This window comes from Citrobacter portucalensis (assembly GCF_002042885.1).
Taxonomy (GTDB): domain Bacteria; phylum Pseudomonadota; class Gammaproteobacteria; order Enterobacterales; family Enterobacteriaceae; genus Citrobacter; species Citrobacter portucalensis.
On record NZ_MVFY01000016.1, the window covers coordinates 26,753 to 41,341 of the forward strand.

The following is a 14,589-nucleotide window of genomic DNA, read 5'->3' on the forward strand; positions in this document are numbered from 1 at the left end:
TCTTTCTGCCCAGGAATAGGCAGCTAACTGTCTTAATTTATCCTGCTTATCCGTCTTCCCGGGGATCGCCCTCCCCTCTGGCCCACTCAGTAATCTGCTCATCCAGCACGGCAAGTTGCGGGTATACCGCCTCAGCCAACAGATAAAAATCTGTCTCCAGTCCGCCATGCCAGTCGGCCCATTCGGCAGACATATCATTCAGTTTGTCGACGATGGTCTGCAGCTTCTTACGCTGACTGCGTGCGAGTTTCAGTTCCTCGCGGAACGGGTTTCGTTTTCTCACGGCCAGACCTCCCGAAGAGTGATCTTGTTCGGTACCATCCAGCGTTCAAGCTCGCGTTCTTCAGGCGAACTGGCTCCCGCAACGTCGTGAACATCCAGCACAACCTCCAGCGCCGACAGGTTATACCCGCGAACCAGAGATGCCAGTGACGGACAACGTTCTGTCCACGCCCACAGCATTTTTTCCAGATCGTAGTCCCGGATATCCTGTTGTGACCAGTGGGCATACCAGGTGCGGATAGTCTCCGGTGTGTGAAATGCCAGGTCAATTTCGGCCTGCCCGGTCAGATTGTCATACTTCTCTTCCCGCTCTCTTTCTCGGCGTGCCTCCTGACGGCTGTATAGATCATCTTCACGCTGGTAACGGCTTGCCTGACGCTCTCCCACACTGAACGCCTGCTCCGGAAACAGCGATGTCACCATCGAGGTATCAAGCGGTGAATAACAATGCCGACCCCGCGAGCGAATCAGAGTATCAAATGCTTCCTCATACTGAGCGAGCGGGACTTTGTCGTCCTTGTACCAGTACACGCCGCGTACCTGGTTAATGGCGCGACCGCTAATTTTGCTGCTCCCACACAGGAATCGGAAAAAGGCCCGGGCATAAGGGTGCGGCGGATTACCGAACCGCCTGTCCTTCTGAGTTGTTTCCTCAACGTGCATAATGGCACGGAGTGCAGCTTCACGTTCTGGCAGTTGCGTCACAAGAGAGAGATGGCGTGGAATGCTCATGCTGGTATCTCCTCTTTCAGAATAGACATGATGTCGCATAGTCCGTATCCATCCCAGTGAAGGCCACTGACCTGGCACAAAATGCGGCTGATTTCACTGGCATCGAAGAACGAGGACTGGTGAACACAGGCCAGACGCTCTCCCTGAGACATGGAAATCAGCACAAGCCAGTAATCACTGATTTCACCAGGGCTGCATACCACCACTTCAAAGCGCCCATGTTCGGGGGTAAAGCGAATCTGAACCGGAAACAAGCCGCCGAACTCACTGCGAAATTCTCCGTTCATGTCCCATTTGTCAGGAAGCGCGAAGGAATTCATGACGGCATTAGTGAGTTCACTGCGATACTGAAAACCCGCTGCTCGATGGGCTTCAAACTCTTCGGCGGTCATCGCGGCAAGACGGGAATGATGAATACTCATAGGGTATCTCCTTATTGCCGCCCCATCGGGGCGGCTCTCCATATCAGGCGGCTAATGCCGAGTGGTCAGTTTCAGTCTGGTTTTCTTCAATCGCTTTCGGCTGCGGAGCGCATAACCACGCAGGAACCCAGCAACTGTCTTTCAGACGATCCTCGGCAAGCTCGGCAGCATCGCCCTTCTTCATCTTCGCCGCATCGGACGCTGCCCCTTCCATTCCAGCCTCTTTCAGGGATTCGACAATCTGGTCATGCTTAACGCCTTTGAAATATCCGTCTTTGGTTGGATGCCACCAGTCGCGAAAGTTGAAATCGATCGCAGTCTCCAGCGCGTCAAGTTTGCTTCGGGAGGTATGACCGTTATCGCGAGTCTGAACACCGTCAACGGAACAGGCCGTACAAAACGCCATAAGAGACATGAGCACACCACCATCCAGCGAGAAGAACGAGGTTAAATCCTGTCGCCAGCCCTCTGGCAACAGCGCCTCAAGACGCTCACCTTCGGTCCGGATTGCGGTATATGCTTTACCCTCCTTGCCCGACGGTGCATTCATGGTCTGTGAGTAATGACCTACAGTCACGCGAACACCAAATGGATTATCCTGCTCTCCACGCCCCGTAAAGACCTCAGCACACATACGCCATGCCAGCAGCGCCACGGCTTTGGTTGGCTGGTTCATCAACGCTGCCTGAACAGCAAGCGTCCTTTCAGACGACATTTTCAGCAGTTGCGGCGCGGTAACCCCTTCGGTGATATCTTTTTTGATCGAAGTCACCGCAGGTACAGGATCCTCCCCACTTTCCGTTTCTCCGTTCTCTTTTGTCGGAAGGTCTGCAATACGGCAGACACCGCGCTGAATGACCAGTTCGCCATACTGGTAGCTGACCACAACACCCGCAGAGGCTTTCATCCCATCCGTCCAGGCACGTTGTCCTGCTTCTTCCTGCATACGACAGATTTCGGCATCAAGCTCGTCAGCTTCATCACAGGCACTGTCAAACGTACTAAATTTCTCTTTCAGTTCATCCAGACGCGCCTGTTCTTCATCGGTATAGACGGTTTCTGGTTTTTCCAGCAGCAGGTAGTCTTGCCCGTCCTGACCATAACGACCTACCGTTTCTGGACGACCCATACTCCACGACCAGCCCTCGCTCAGTTCGTGTTGCAGTGCAATCGAGTCCAGTTTTTCCTGTACAAGGCGCTGAACCAGTACGCTGTCAGCCGTTCCAGCTCCCTCTTCCTTGGAAAACAAATCTTCACGAACCACACCGCCAGCGGTTTCATATGCTTCACGACCCACAAAGAGAAAGGCTGAACTGGTAACAGAAATTTCGGTTTCTGTGATCGCACGTTTTAGTAAATGAGCCTGAACAGATCCCCACTGCGCGTAGACGCTGTCAAACACCTGAACCTGACGTTCCTGACTGGATTCAAGGCACAGAGCCTGACACTGCTCAACAGTGATTTCATCCTGTGCCAGCTTATCCAGCAGTGCTGGGGCAAGGTTTGCCAGTTTCAACATGCGCTGAACATGGCGGGAACCATAGCCCAGACCATCACCAATCTGCGCGGCGGTTTTGCCCTGCGCCGCCAGCTTACCAAAGGCCATAATTTGCTCGGCAGGGTGCATCGCCTCCAGTTCATTGTTCTCAGCGTAAGACGCTTCAACAGCCAACTCGTCACTGACACACTTAACCGGAACCTGATAATCAGCACCAATACGTCCCGTCTCGCACAACAGATTCAGTGCGGTGAGACGTCTACCACCTGCAGCAACTCCGGATTTGCCCTCCGGCAGCACGTGAACCACGAGGTTATGCAGAAGCCCGAGGTTTTCAATCGAGTTAGCCAGACGTTTAACACTGTCAGCGGTGTAAGGGATAGTACGCACGTTCAGCGGAGATTTAATAAGATCGGACAGCGGAACGTATGTGATAACAGCGGAATCAAGCGCGCTTTTCAGTTCTGCGCTGATAACTTTATTCTTCGGGTTGGCCTTTTTGGCTGATTTTGCTTTAACATTTGCTACTGACATCGTTATTTCCTCCATTTTAATGATTGTCGCGTTCTGCGGAGGTGCATCTCCGCAGAACACCTTTCGTTTACTGCTGTACTGCCCTGCCGTGACTTTTCAGGTAGCCGTTCAGTACCTGTCCGGCATCCGGCTGGAAATTCCAGACCCGTTCAATCAACTGCTCATGTTCGTCACGCATAACTAACTGAAAATGCGATGACTGATCGTTTTCTAACGTCACATTGGAGTAATACGCAGACACGTTTTTCGCGTCTTCGCGTGTAAAAGCGCCCAACGGAAGCAGTGGCGCAGGAGCATTGACGACTTCGCCATTCAGCAGCGCCGCCAGCGCATGATCCTCAGCCGTAGGCTGCCGTAATGACTCAGGCTGATTCAGAAAATCCTTCAACGATTTGCACATCACAAAACCCCTCTGGTCTGGTTTTCAGAGGCAAAGCCTCTCCTGCCGTCCTCTTTCTGGTGTTTTCACACACTGCGGAGGACCTTTCCGCGAGAGCGTAACGGGCACGGCCCGGTGAAGCTGTCCAGGATTAGCGGGAAATTTATTCCGGCTCGTCCGGAAAAAATTTGCTGATAAAGCCCCGGCGGTCCTGGCCAGCAAGACGGGTTGTGGCGGTATCAGCGACCGGAAAGGCACTCAGCAGGGAATGAACGCAGAGGAAGTGGCGGGAGAGAGCCGGCAACGTCAACAACGTTGCCCCTTACACCCCGGAACGGGGTGCATCGAGCGCAGGAACGGCGCGACAGGGCGGCGTGACCGGAACGGTCGCTGCAAGCCAGCCTTTGACGTTGCGACAGCCTGGGATGGAAACCCGCTGCCCGAAGGTTTACCGGAGGGCCGGGCAGAGACAGCGCAGCTGGCTCGGTGCGAAGCATGACAGCCCCGGTTCCCGAAGGGAAGTCGCCCGGGTAAACCAGCCCGTGGAAAAAAAGTATCTGAAAGCCCCGGTTTTTATCGTTCTGGTTATGGTTCTGGCCACGCGGCCCACGCCCACGCCCACGCCCACGCCCACGCCCACGCCCACGCAGGTCAGCATGTTTCAGAAACGACAGCAGGAAAAGCAGATTTCAGAACTGATTCATCACCGGCTTCACCGGCGGAGGGAATGCGCCGCAGGCGCTTTCCCCTGCCGTCATCCCGCAGGGATGACAGGGTTTTCCCGCGCGCGAACAGGCGGCTCATTGGCCGCCTCCGGGACTAATATTTAACTTTTTGCTGGATAAACTGGCCGCCGATAAAAAGTTGCTCGCGACGAGTCAACAAATCACAAATATCGTCAAGGAGCATTGGCGTCGTTATGGGTCTGAGGCCTAATTCCCTGCGGCGTTCGTTTACCAGAGTTTTGTAGTGTTTCAGAATTTTGCGTGTTTCAGGTGTCATTTTCATAGGGAACCTTTTTCCGGCAGGGTTTCCCCTGCCTTATCAGAATTAGCGACGAAAAACATAGCCATCAATGAAGTTGAAAGTGTCGATAAACAAATCACGGGCAAACGCGTCATAGTCAAAGTAGCCGTGCAGGCTCTCAGGGATAGCCGCCAGCAGGCTGTGTTCGTTCACGTAGTCCACAGCAAAATCTTCTTCGCTCACGGCCTCGCCATAGTAGGCGTCTTCGAACGCGTCAAAGTCGCATTCGCCGCTGTATTCGGCCCACGCGATAAATGCCGCGTCCTTACCTACATCCTTCGCCTGTTTGTAGGCATCGATGAAATCCCAGTCCACAGAGCTTTCAGAGGCAAACTGAGAAGGAATGCCTTCCCAGTCCTGAAACATCAGTTCCGGGTCATGCTCATTCGCGTGGAGCGCGTGACAGGCTTCCAGAAAGTCTTCTTTCTCGTCGAAATCGGTCAAATCAAACCATTTTCCGGTCAGGCTGCCACAGTTGTATTTGTGATAAGTGCCAACGTATACCGCCGGGGTGGTGGTGATAGTGTTCATGGGTGTTCCCTCCATAGTCCAGGTTATCTGAGTACCGGCTTACGCCGTGCCGACACGACAGCCCGACGAAAAGCGGAGGATGCAAGGTCGGAAGCGGAGGCCGCAGCGCAGATAAAGAAGAGGCGGTCTGGACGGTTTTTCTGCGAATTTTTGAGCAGAAAAACAACGGGAAGAACGCCGATAATCATCAAAAATAACTGCGACCGGGTGACGGTGGAGGTGGCGCCAGCCACGTGCCTTGCATACGCAGCGGTCGGGCTAAAGTGAAGGCACGGCGTTAGCCGCAGACCGCACGAAATCTCATCCCCCGCGCGCCCGTAACAGCGTGGAGGTCGCGCTGGTATAGCGGAGCAGCGCGACATCCGATTCCTGTACAGAACTGCGGGGCAATCTGCCCCGCCCGTCGGTCACGCAGCAATCCGGATTCCGGAGAATGACCGCATCATCGCGTCAATTTCGACGCGGGCCTCGCTGACCGCATCACGTAACCAGCGGCGCTCAAACCATACGCGTGATGGGCTGTCCGGGTGACGCAGCGCGAACGGTACGTTCTTGACACCAACAACGCGACCGTGACATTCGAGACGGATCTGGAGGCGACGAAACGTTTCCTGCCCGTCGAGGACGGCTTTCAGGCGCGCGTCGAGAGTGTCGTTATCCCACTCGGTATCATCGCTTCCGGCTTCCACTTCAATCACGGAGAGCGTGAAGTTGCGCGTCCGGCGGGTAAACACCAGAGGATCAGCAGCAGGACGCAGGGCTTCTGTCAGGCGGTATCCGGCAGCGGCGACACAGCTACAGACATGGTTGATTTCGTCTCGCAGGGCTTTCAGGAGGCACAGGATTTGTTTTACCGACATCCCGGCAGGACAGTTATCGTATTCCAGCGAAATCGTGCCAGCGTGGGCTTTGCGGTGGCCCAGCGAGTTGCGGTAAAGACGAACAATCAGATCGCTCCCGCTAACTAATGGCAGCAGTTCATTCAGTGCGCTATCCGGCATCAGGCCACGCAGCGCAATTTCAGGCAACAGGCGCAGCAGATCGGACGCCCCCAGTTGTCCATAGAAAGCGACGCCTTCCCCACGCGAATAATTCAGGCTGGTATCGATATCCATCGTGGCTGGCCAGCCACGGGCAACCAGCGTATTACGGGTGTGACGGTGCATAAAGCGATAAGCGGTGGTCATAGTTTTCTCCTTGTCTCGACGCGGCGACTGCTTCGCCGTGCCGATACGACAGCCCGACGATCCGCGGGAAATGCAAGGGCGGAACCGGAGGCCGCAGCGCAGAAAAAAAGCAGAAACGGTCTGGACGGTTATCGAGCGAAACCTGAGCGAGAGAACGACGGGAAGAACGTTGAAAAACATAAAAAATTTACTGCGACCGGGCGATGGTGGAGATGGCCCGGCCATATCCCTTGCATTAACCGCAGTCGGGCTATAGTGGAGGCACGGCGTTGACACCCGCCGCGACACCGGCGCGGCATAAAAAGCGGAGTCCACGACATCCTTATGGCTGATTTGGCGGGCTGACAATGCAGCCCGGCCACGGTTAGCGGGTGAATTCGTCCCAGTGTTCGTTGAACTGATTCTGAACCCGCGGGCTTGTCAGATCACCGGTAACAACCCAGGCATCCAGGAATTTAAGCCCCTGCAGGATAGAACTTTCAACATCATCAAGCAGTGTGATGCTGTTAAACCAGACCGACTTTCCGGAACGATAAGCCCATCGGCAGCCATCACTCTCTTCCAGGCATTCCTGCCACCAGGTTCTCCCCATATAAACAACCCCGGCTTCCGCCAGCGCCAGACTCTCCGCCTGGATCAGGAAATATGCCGGAAACTCAAGATCAGAAACTTCGATATCGACGCCAATCAACCAGGTATTCATTATTTCTTTGCCTCTTCAATCGCCCACTGCAGGTGATCCCAGTTGAAACCGATATTGGCATCATGGCATTCATCAGCGAGTGCCATCGCAGCCTCAATCGTCTCGTTGTCCAGCGTGTTATCGAGCGAAAGGAAATCGTCGGCCAGCCAGAACGTCCCTGTACAAAGTGCATCCAGAGGAAGTTGCTGCAATCTGGCAATCATCCCCGATACAGTCATTTCACGACGCCACAGAGCAGGTGCCGGGAAAACTGCGTTGGCCACATCAAACCACTCCCAGTCTCCTGGCGGTACCGGCCATTTCACCATTTCGGTCTGAACGCCTGGTAGCCGGGACAGACGCTCAAGGATCTCCCCCAGGGAAAACTTATGGCCACTTACATCGTCACTGGCCAGACAGTGGCCATTGAGAAACACCGCATGCTGGCCATCATCCAGCGTAATACACGTCAGCTTAAACATATTTCCCTCCTTAACCCGGCACCCATCTGCGCCGTGCCGACACGACAGCCCGACGATCAGTGGTTAATGCAAGGGCGCCAGCAAGGCCGGTAGCCGGTAATAGCAGAGGCGTTCCGGACGGGTTTTCCGTGAAAATTGAGCGGAAAACCGACGGAAGGAACGACGATAAGACGTTAAATCACAGGCGGCCGGGCGCAGCTGGCGGCGCAGCTTCCCTTGCATTCACCACAGTCGGGCTATAGTGAAGGCACGGCGCACCCATGCCTGAAGATGGGATAACCAGACGCTGCCGGTTCAATACCGGCAGTGGATGGCTGGGGAGAGATGATGAGCCACGGTTTCCCGGGGATGTCTTCAGGAAAAGCTGGAGGTTAATTCCCGATCGTGGATGATACGCTGGCGTACCTCGTCAGCCAAAGCATGAAGCGCTTTCAGCGGTAGCCAATGGCGTACTGGCGCTCCCGGACGAATAATGCAAATGCCGGCGCTGCGGTCACCTTCACGGACCATATCAAAATCACGGTAAATCGCGAGGCCAACGGCAACAACTGCGGCCCCGTGGTGAAAAATTTCTTTCAGCCATAGTTGCTGTTGTTCAGCATCCGGGCGCATCAGCGGCGGCATATCATTCCACGCTTCACCAAAAACCCAGAAGTGGCGTGTCTGGCGCTCAAAAATATTAATCCCTTCATACTGGGCTCCGGTCATCTCTCCAATAATGCCGGCATCAATGAAGATCTGACGGCACAGGACCATCAAATCGGCTTCAATCGCTTCAGTCAGGCCAATACAGATCGGGTTCGCCTCCACAAAATCAACCCGAACACAAGGATCACCTTTCAGGATTTCGCCGCTGACGCTTGCACACAGGTTGAGATCACTGCACATCTGCTGCAGGCCATGGACCGCACGGGTATCAAGATGGCCACGTGAAGCAATCGCCGGCAGCATCGCCATAATAGATTCGGTAGTGACATGGCCCGAAATAGTGAAGCAATAACAGTTTGCATCAGGCTGGACAACGACTGACGACGGCCAGTTGTTTTCTGACAGGATCTGACGGCTGCGGGTTGGTGCAAGAGTCATATAAAGATTCATAGGGTGCTCCTTCGTTTGATTTACCGGGCTTCTTCTGCCGTAGCTTTTACGTACGGGAGGATATCTCCCGCCATAAGCGACAGGCGGCAACGTGCCATCAGGCAAAACTCAAGTTCCGGAGGCAAAGCCGCAGCGCAAGCGACCAGAGGGAGTGCGAACGGGTGCAGCAGCAGGCGACTTTATTTTTGCCGGCACGGTGCAACTGTTTAAGCGATGGCTGGAGATAATCTGACTGCAATAGAGCAGCAAAGTGACTTCATTGGATATACCCACATCGTTATCCCCCGATTCTGTGGATAAGTAACCCAGCTCTCAACGAGTGCAAGGTACCACATCACCGGTGGAGTTTTTCCAGGAACTACAGAGGGTTAAAGGCAGCAAAAAATCAATACTTGAAAGTGTCTTCAATAAAGCAATAATACTGTATATGCAAACAGTGTTATTTGAGGTGGTTATGTTTGAGTTTATACGTGCTGACAGCAATCCAGAGTTGACGCCCATCCCTCTCTATAGCGATCGCTGCCAGGCTGGGTTTCCCTCACCGGCCCAGGACTACGTGGAGGCCGAATTAGACCTGAACCAGTACTGTATATCGCGGCCCAGCTCAACCTACTTTGTACGAGCTATCGGCAACTCGATGACCGACATCGGCCTGCATTCGGGCGACTTGATGATCGTCGATAAAGCTGAACAGGCTCAGCACGGAGACATCGTCATAGCTGAGATAGAGGGAGAGTTCACGGTTAAGAGATTGCTGCTGAGGCCACGGCCTGGACTGCAGGCGATGAACCCAGCCTACCCAACTCTATGGCCAGACCCGGAGAACCTGCAGATCTTCGGTGTCGTGACGGCATTTGTGCACAAAACCCGGGGACATGATTGATGTTCGCCCTGGCTGATGTGAACAGCTTTTATGCGAGTTGTGAGAAGGTCTTTCGTCCTGACTTACGTGATAGACCAGTGGTTGTTCTTAGCAATAACGATGGTTGTGTTATAGCCAGATCTAAGGAAGCGAAGCGGCTTGGAATCAAAATGGGGATCCCCTGGTTTCAGCTAAAAGCAATGCAGTTCCCGGAGAAAGTCCTAACGTTTTCAAGTAATTATGAGCTGTACGCAAGTCTGAGCAACCGGGTCATGGCACATCTGGAAGAACTGGCGCCCCGCGTTGAGCAGTATAGTATCGACGAAATGTTCCTGGAAATTCGCGGCATCGATGGCTGTACTGACTTTGAAGATTTCGGACGGCAGCTGCGCGAGCACGTCCTAAGAGGAACCGGACTGACAATTGGTGTCGGGATGGGACCGACAAAAACTTTAGCAAAATCAGCACAATGGGCTTCTAAGGAGTGGCCGCAATTTGGGGGCGTGCTGGCCCTGACTACTGGCAATCTCCGTAGGACGGAGAAACTGCTCTCACTGCAGCCAGTGGAGGAAATCTGGGGGGTTGGTCGCCGCATAGGCAAAAAGCTGAATACATACGGCGTGACAACTGCGCTGCAGCTGGCGCGCATGAACCCTGCCTTTGTACGAAAGAACTTTACCGTGGTGCTGGAGCGGACAGTACGCGAGCTGAACGGTGAGGCCTGTATATCTCTTGAAGAGGCACCGCCCGCGAAGCAGCAGATTGTCTGCAGCCGATCATTCGGAGAGCGCATCACGACTTACGAAGCGTTGCGACAGGCTATCTGCCAGTACGCCGAACGCGCGGCTGAAAAATTGCGGGGAGAACATCAGTTCTGCCGGCACATATCGGTCTTTATCAAAACCTCCCCTTTCGCAGTCAACGAAGCGTATTACGGCAACGTGGCCAGTGAAAAGCTTCTAGTGCCTACACGCGACACCCGAGACATCATTAATGCCTCAGTAAAAGCCCTGGACTGTATCTGGCTCGACGGGCATCGATATGCAAAGGCTGGAGTAATGCTGAATGACTTCACCCCTACGGGAGTAGCACAGTTAAATCTTTTCGATGACGTTAAGCCGCGGGAATGTAGCGAGGAGCTAATGAAAGCCCTGGATGGCATAAACCATTCAGGGCTCGGGAGGGTATGGTTTGCTGGGCGCGGAATAGCGCCGGACTGGCAGATGAAAAGAGAAATGCTGTCGCCGGCATACACAACTAAATGGACTGATATACCGTGCGCCTCAATTTGAGTATCAGAGAAAGCTCTTCATTTTTTCTCGGGCTTCTTCCAGTCGCTGCTGCTCATCATCCTCTACGACTTCGGGCTTGATTGCAGGGGTAAACTGCCCAGCTCCCAGTTCCTGAAGCACTGAGCGAATATCAGCCTGCGTAGGTTTCCATCCGGTGGTCTGGCTGAGCAGCCCGGTCAACTGGTCAGCTGTAAACTCCTTGTTCAGCATCGCGGCCAGAAGCGCGGGTAATCTAGGATCCAGTTGCTGCAGAGCCATTCCGGAAATAAATGCATTCCGGAACAACTCGCCCCGGGTAGAACGGGGAACGGCTTCAATGACTTCCAGAGCCTGTCTGTCTGCATCCCTCTCAGGATGCAGATATAACGTGAATTTTTTCCGTTCCTCACTCACTTCATTACTCCCCTTTAAATACGGCGATCGCTTCTACCAGTGCGGTCTGTGGAGAGGCCATCATAACCACTTTCGGGCCCAGATGTTGCCATGCCGCCTGGACTGCCGTTTCGATAAGCGGTGCACCACCACCGACAATATAAACCCGGTTTACATGACGGAAATCGGCAAGGTCATCCACCACCCGAGCCCCCAGACTGGCGATTGCGCTTTCAATGGTATCCATCACCAGTGGGATTTTGCTCTCGTCATTAATCACCTGACGGACAAAATCCATATCGTGGCGGTGTTTTATCAATTCATCAGCCACCATGGCACTGGTATCACTTGAAGCCATACGAAGCGCACTGAGGGCACTCTGAGTGACCATTGACACACCAATATCCGAATTACCATGAATGGCACTGACCGCATCAAACTGCCCGACAATGACGCCAACATCTAGGGTCGTCCCGCCAAGGTCGATTACCAGCGATTTCTCGTAAGGCCCGACACTGTCTTTTACCAGACGGGTAAACACGGCAGGCAGGGATTCCGGCATAACTTCAACGTGTTCAATACTGAACGTCTCACCTTTGTTCAGTTTTACCGGCCGCATAAGGTTGTCGATCTTGCGCTGAATGTTGAGCTCATTCTTCTGGCATTCTTTTGTATAGAACTCACTGATAGGCAGTGTCACCGTCAGTGAAACAGCCTGTGGCTTCAGCCCGCTGTTAAGTAATGCATGATGTACAGCCAGAACATTCACATCCGTGTACTGATACTCAATATGAGTCGTCAGGATGGACTGATTGCTGACTTCATCATAGGTGTACTTCTTGCCATCGAGCTCATAGTTAAAAGTCTGTCGATTTCCCAGCCCTTCTACCTTCCAGCCGGTACGGAACGAGTTCGCAGATACTGACGTCTGCAGCTTTTTCCCGGCATACCAGGCAAGTTTTACGTTTGTTGATCCGTCGTCACAGAAAATATTCATTGTCATTCCTTAGCCCAGATATCGATAACACTCAAAGTGAGTATTAACAATTATTCTCACGGCAGTGCAACTACTCACTTTGAGTCCCTTCGAACATGATAATATCAAAACAAACTCATAATCAAATCATTTGAACATCGAAAACACATTATTTTAATATTACTTTAATATCACTCTGAATTGACGTAACTTTCACCAAAAAGCATCGCTATCGGTTGACATGACAGCCAAAAAAACTATCATCATGATATTGTTTTAATATTAAAAAGGGATTGCAATGATACTTACGATAGCTAACACAAAAGGTGGCGTAGGTAAGTCTACGCTCGCGGTCAACATTGCCGTAAAAAGAGCCCTTCAGGGGAAAAAAGTTTGGTTAGTCGATGGTGATAAACAGGGTTCGTCGCAAACAGCTATTTTGGTTCGTTCAGAGGACGGTGTTGAGCCAGGTATTGCTTGCTCGCATTACCCTGAAGGTCCGGTATTAAGGAGCCAGGTTTTACAACAGAAAGATAACTTTGACGATATCATCATCGAATGTGGGGGCCGAGACTCCACTGCTATGAGGGCAGCTCTGACAATCACAGACGTCCTTTTAGTCCCTTCAGCACCGGGAAGTTTCGAAGCTTGGGCTATGGATGCCAACGCCGAACTAATCAAAGAAGCGCGGAGCATAAGAGATGGGTTGGTCTGCTATTCGCTTTTGAACAAAGCAGATACTCAAGCCAGATCCTCCTACAACAGAGATATGCTGGAAATGATGGAAGAGTACAAAGAGGACATCCCAATCCTCGACAAAGTCATCTATCAAAGAAAAGTCTACGCCAATGCTGCAGGCAGTGGAAGGACCGTGAGTGAACTGAAATTACGTTCGCATGAAAAGATTGCAGTGCAAGAGCTAGATACTCTCATATCAACACTATTTGAATAGTTAAATGCAATCAAAATAATATTAAAGTAATGTATAGGTGATATGAAATGGCGCTCCAAAAAAAACCCAAAAACCAGCAATCTGCTTCAAATAATGAGGCAGTAGAAAACTTCATAAACTCAGCCCCCGATGCAAAAATCCCCGCGTCGAAGGGAGTTGTTAAAGGTAAAAAACAGCAGATCACAATCACGATGGACCCTGAACTGATTAAGCGTATAGATGAAGCAGCTGCAGAGAACGGGCAATCGCGCGCTGCTTTCATTAATATGTCATGCATAAACATACTGGACTATGGTTTGCAAATTGCTGGCAAGAAGAAAATCAGCGACTAAAAACATCAAAACACAATGAAAGCAATTTCAATTTGATGTTGTTTTAATATTAAAACAACATCAAATCAATCTTTTCTGAATCTTACTGCTATCTTAGATTTTTTTTATCATCGCAACAGCCTCAGCCCCGGACATCTGAAACTGTACCCGGTGCCGTGCCGCCACATCGAGTGCAAACACCTTCGTGTAGACCTCCGTTGAACTGATACTCTTATGCCCCATCAGACTCTGCAGCACCTTCAGCGGAATACCGTTGTACAGCATATGCATGGCATAGGAATGCCGAAAAGTATGTGGAGTCACCGGTACCGAGAATGTCACACCGTCGGCCGCAGCGGATTCAACCGCTTCACTCAGCCAGGTTCTGACGGTGCGGTCCGTAATTTCCCAGATGCGTGCTTTCTCTGTTCTGCCAGTACGTTTATTCCGGCGCTCGAGGGGAATTTTCAGCGTGGCCACCATCATCTCCAACTGACTGACGTACTGTTTATCTGACAGCGGCACCAGGCGATGAGCCTGGCTGCCGGCAGGCATTCTTCCTGCTGTTCTGGCCGCCTTTTCCGCCCGTTGTTTCAGGGTGGCCAGCTGCACAAACGGGTAGGGTGGCGCCAGCGAAAAATCACTCCGGGTCAGCGCCAGCGCTTCGTTAATGCGCGCGCCGGTATTCCACAGCGTGGCCAGCAACATCTTGCGGTGCAGATCGGGGACATAATGGAGCAGGGCGCTTACTTCCGGCGCCAGCAGATACTTCGGCATTTCGTCCTGGACGATCGCCATCTGACGCAGGGCCAGAGCAGCCGGATAATCGATGGCCACAGGTAGCTGTGCTGCAGGAACGTTGGTTTGAGTGATCGGCATCAGATGACTCATTGCTTTAGCACCAGGACCGGCAGTTTACCCGTCCACGTTTCAAAAGGTTCGTAAAAATACTCAGCAGGAATATCGGCAAG

18 protein-coding genes are annotated in these 14,589 nt (G+C 52.5%); 4 read left to right on the forward strand and 14 right to left on the reverse strand.

Annotated features, from left to right (window positions below; translation table 11 throughout):
• Positions 1 to 46: 46 nt before the first annotated feature.
• From BZK40_RS19985 to BZK40_RS20035, 11 genes are all read right to left on the reverse strand, one after another.
• On the reverse strand, positions 47 to 283 hold the full coding sequence (locus BZK40_RS19985) for a hypothetical protein (protein WP_048227663.1): 237 nt from the start codon (positions 281 to 283) through the stop codon (positions 47 to 49).
• The gene (locus BZK40_RS19990; RefSeq protein ID WP_048227664.1) at positions 280 to 1,014 is read right to left on the reverse strand and encodes a plasmid SOS inhibition protein A; all 735 of its coding nucleotides are present in this window, start codon (positions 1,012 to 1,014) and stop codon (positions 280 to 282) included. Before BZK40_RS19990 ends, BZK40_RS19985 begins: the two co-directional genes overlap by 4 nt.
• Positions 1,011 to 1,436, reverse strand: a complete 426-nt coding sequence (gene psiB, locus BZK40_RS19995) for a conjugation system SOS inhibitor PsiB (protein ID WP_048227665.1) — start codon at positions 1,434 to 1,436, stop codon at positions 1,011 to 1,013. Before psiB ends, BZK40_RS19990 begins: the two co-directional genes overlap by 4 nt.
• Before the next feature lie 43 nt (positions 1,437 to 1,479).
• On the reverse strand, positions 1,480 to 3,468 hold the full coding sequence (locus tag BZK40_RS20000) for a ParB/RepB/Spo0J family partition protein (protein ID WP_048227666.1): 1,989 nt from the start codon (positions 3,466 to 3,468) through the stop codon (positions 1,480 to 1,482).
• 67 nt (positions 3,469 to 3,535) lie between these two features.
• Positions 3,536 to 3,868 (reverse strand): DUF905 family protein, encoded by a 333-nt coding sequence (locus BZK40_RS20005; RefSeq protein ID WP_077223967.1) that lies wholly within the window; start codon positions 3,866 to 3,868, stop codon positions 3,536 to 3,538.
• A gap of 798 nt (positions 3,869 to 4,666) precedes the next feature.
• Positions 4,667 to 4,855 (reverse strand): hypothetical protein, encoded by a 189-nt coding sequence (locus tag BZK40_RS20010; RefSeq protein WP_048227667.1) that lies wholly within the window; start codon positions 4,853 to 4,855, stop codon positions 4,667 to 4,669.
• Positions 4,856 to 4,897: 42 nt separating this feature from the next.
• Positions 4,898 to 5,404: an antirestriction protein ArdA gene (locus tag BZK40_RS20015; RefSeq protein WP_079935180.1), complete on the reverse strand. Its 507-nt coding sequence runs from the start codon at positions 5,402 to 5,404 to the stop codon at positions 4,898 to 4,900.
• A 407-nt stretch (positions 5,405 to 5,811) separates the two neighbouring features.
• Positions 5,812 to 6,591, reverse strand: coding sequence for a YubG family protein (locus BZK40_RS20020; protein WP_048227669.1), 780 nt, complete (start codon positions 6,589 to 6,591; stop codon positions 5,812 to 5,814).
• 364 nt (positions 6,592 to 6,955) lie between these two features.
• On the reverse strand, positions 6,956 to 7,294 hold the full coding sequence (locus BZK40_RS20025) for a hypothetical protein (RefSeq protein WP_048227670.1): 339 nt from the start codon (positions 7,292 to 7,294) through the stop codon (positions 6,956 to 6,958).
• Positions 7,294 to 7,755, reverse strand: coding sequence for a hypothetical protein (locus tag BZK40_RS24270; RefSeq protein WP_095533165.1), 462 nt, complete (start codon positions 7,753 to 7,755; stop codon positions 7,294 to 7,296). The genes BZK40_RS20025 and BZK40_RS24270 overlap by 1 nt, the downstream gene beginning before the upstream one ends.
• 354 nt (positions 7,756 to 8,109) lie before the next feature.
• The gene (locus BZK40_RS20035; RefSeq protein ID WP_048227671.1) at positions 8,110 to 8,853 is read right to left on the reverse strand and encodes a hypothetical protein; all 744 of its coding nucleotides are present in this window, start codon (positions 8,851 to 8,853) and stop codon (positions 8,110 to 8,112) included.
• 454 nt (positions 8,854 to 9,307) lie between these two features.
• On the opposite strand from BZK40_RS20035, the gene umuD reads away from it, so the two are divergent.
• Entirely contained in the window at positions 9,308 to 9,736 is a 429-nt protein-coding gene (gene umuD / locus BZK40_RS20040; protein ID WP_048227699.1) for a translesion error-prone DNA polymerase V autoproteolytic subunit, read from the forward strand.
• Entirely contained in the window at positions 9,736 to 11,007 is a 1,272-nt protein-coding gene (locus tag BZK40_RS20045; RefSeq protein ID WP_048227672.1) for a Y-family DNA polymerase, read from the forward strand. The genes umuD and BZK40_RS20045 overlap by 1 nt, the downstream gene beginning before the upstream one ends.
• Before the next feature lie 3 nt (positions 11,008 to 11,010).
• Here BZK40_RS20045 and BZK40_RS20050 read toward each other — a convergent pair whose 3' ends face one another.
• Together BZK40_RS20050 and parM are read right to left on the reverse strand one after the other, a co-directional pair.
• On the reverse strand, positions 11,011 to 11,334 hold the full coding sequence (locus BZK40_RS20050; protein WP_232926361.1) for a plasmid partitioning/stability family protein: 324 nt from the start codon (positions 11,332 to 11,334) through the stop codon (positions 11,011 to 11,013).
• 70 nt (positions 11,335 to 11,404) lie between these two features.
• The gene (gene parM / locus BZK40_RS20055) at positions 11,405 to 12,376 is read right to left on the reverse strand and encodes a plasmid segregation protein ParM domain-containing protein (protein ID WP_048227674.1); all 972 of its coding nucleotides are present in this window, start codon (positions 12,374 to 12,376) and stop codon (positions 11,405 to 11,407) included.
• Between the two features lie 277 nt (positions 12,377 to 12,653).
• On the opposite strand from parM, the gene BZK40_RS20060 reads away from it, so the two are divergent.
• The gene (locus tag BZK40_RS20060) at positions 12,654 to 13,307 is read left to right on the forward strand and encodes an AAA family ATPase (RefSeq protein WP_048227675.1); all 654 of its coding nucleotides are present in this window, start codon (positions 12,654 to 12,656) and stop codon (positions 13,305 to 13,307) included.
• Between the two features lie 47 nt (positions 13,308 to 13,354).
• A complete protein-coding gene (locus BZK40_RS20065) occupies positions 13,355 to 13,639 on the forward strand; it encodes a ribbon-helix-helix protein, CopG family (protein ID WP_048227676.1) in 285 nt (94 codons plus the stop codon).
• Positions 13,640 to 13,732: 93 nt separating this feature from the next.
• On the opposite strand, the gene BZK40_RS20070 is transcribed toward BZK40_RS20065, so the two are convergent.
• Positions 13,733 to 14,509, reverse strand: a complete 777-nt coding sequence (locus BZK40_RS20070) for a site-specific integrase (RefSeq protein ID WP_079935181.1) — start codon at positions 14,507 to 14,509, stop codon at positions 13,733 to 13,735.
• Positions 14,510 to 14,589: the final 80 nt, after the last annotated feature.

What these genes read in the sequence shown, in the direction of transcription:
- BZK40_RS19990 (WP_048227664.1), bottom strand. Translation starts at nt 1,014, where the DNA reads ATGAGCATTCCACGCCATCTCTCTCTTGTGACGCAACTGCCAGAACGT.
- BZK40_RS20020 (WP_048227669.1), bottom strand. Translation starts at nt 6,591, where the DNA reads ATGACCACCGCTTATCGCTTTATGCACCGTCACACCCGTAATACGCTG.
- umuD (WP_048227699.1), top strand. Translation starts at nt 9,308, where the DNA reads ATGTTTGAGTTTATACGTGCTGACAGCAATCCAGAGTTGACGCCCATC.
- psiB (WP_048227665.1), bottom strand. Translation starts at nt 1,436, where the DNA reads ATGAGTATTCATCATTCCCGTCTTGCCGCGATGACCGCCGAAGAGTTT.
- BZK40_RS24270 (WP_095533165.1), bottom strand. Translation starts at nt 7,755, where the DNA reads ATGTTTAAGCTGACGTGTATTACGCTGGATGATGGCCAGCATGCGGTG.
- BZK40_RS20015 (WP_079935180.1), bottom strand. Translation starts at nt 5,404, where the DNA reads ATGAACACTATCACCACCACCCCGGCGGTATACGTTGGCACTTATCAC.
- BZK40_RS20000 (WP_048227666.1), bottom strand. Translation starts at nt 3,468, where the DNA reads ATGTCAGTAGCAAATGTTAAAGCAAAATCAGCCAAAAAGGCCAACCCG.
- BZK40_RS20045 (WP_048227672.1), top strand. Translation starts at nt 9,736, where the DNA reads ATGTTCGCCCTGGCTGATGTGAACAGCTTTTATGCGAGTTGTGAGAAG.
- parM (WP_048227674.1), bottom strand. Translation starts at nt 12,376, where the DNA reads ATGAATATTTTCTGTGACGACGGATCAACAAACGTAAAACTTGCCTGG.
- BZK40_RS20035 (WP_048227671.1), bottom strand. Translation starts at nt 8,853, where the DNA reads ATGAATCTTTATATGACTCTTGCACCAACCCGCAGCCGTCAGATCCTG.
- BZK40_RS20060 (WP_048227675.1), top strand. Translation starts at nt 12,654, where the DNA reads ATGATACTTACGATAGCTAACACAAAAGGTGGCGTAGGTAAGTCTACG.
- BZK40_RS20010 (WP_048227667.1), bottom strand. Translation starts at nt 4,855, where the DNA reads ATGAAAATGACACCTGAAACACGCAAAATTCTGAAACACTACAAAACT.
- BZK40_RS20070 (WP_079935181.1), bottom strand. Translation starts at nt 14,509, where the DNA reads ATGAGTCATCTGATGCCGATCACTCAAACCAACGTTCCTGCAGCACAG.
- BZK40_RS20065 (WP_048227676.1), top strand. Translation starts at nt 13,355, where the DNA reads ATGGCGCTCCAAAAAAAACCCAAAAACCAGCAATCTGCTTCAAATAAT.
- BZK40_RS20025 (WP_048227670.1), bottom strand. Translation starts at nt 7,294, where the DNA reads ATGAATACCTGGTTGATTGGCGTCGATATCGAAGTTTCTGATCTTGAG.
- BZK40_RS20005 (WP_077223967.1), bottom strand. Translation starts at nt 3,868, where the DNA reads ATGTGCAAATCGTTGAAGGATTTTCTGAATCAGCCTGAGTCATTACGG.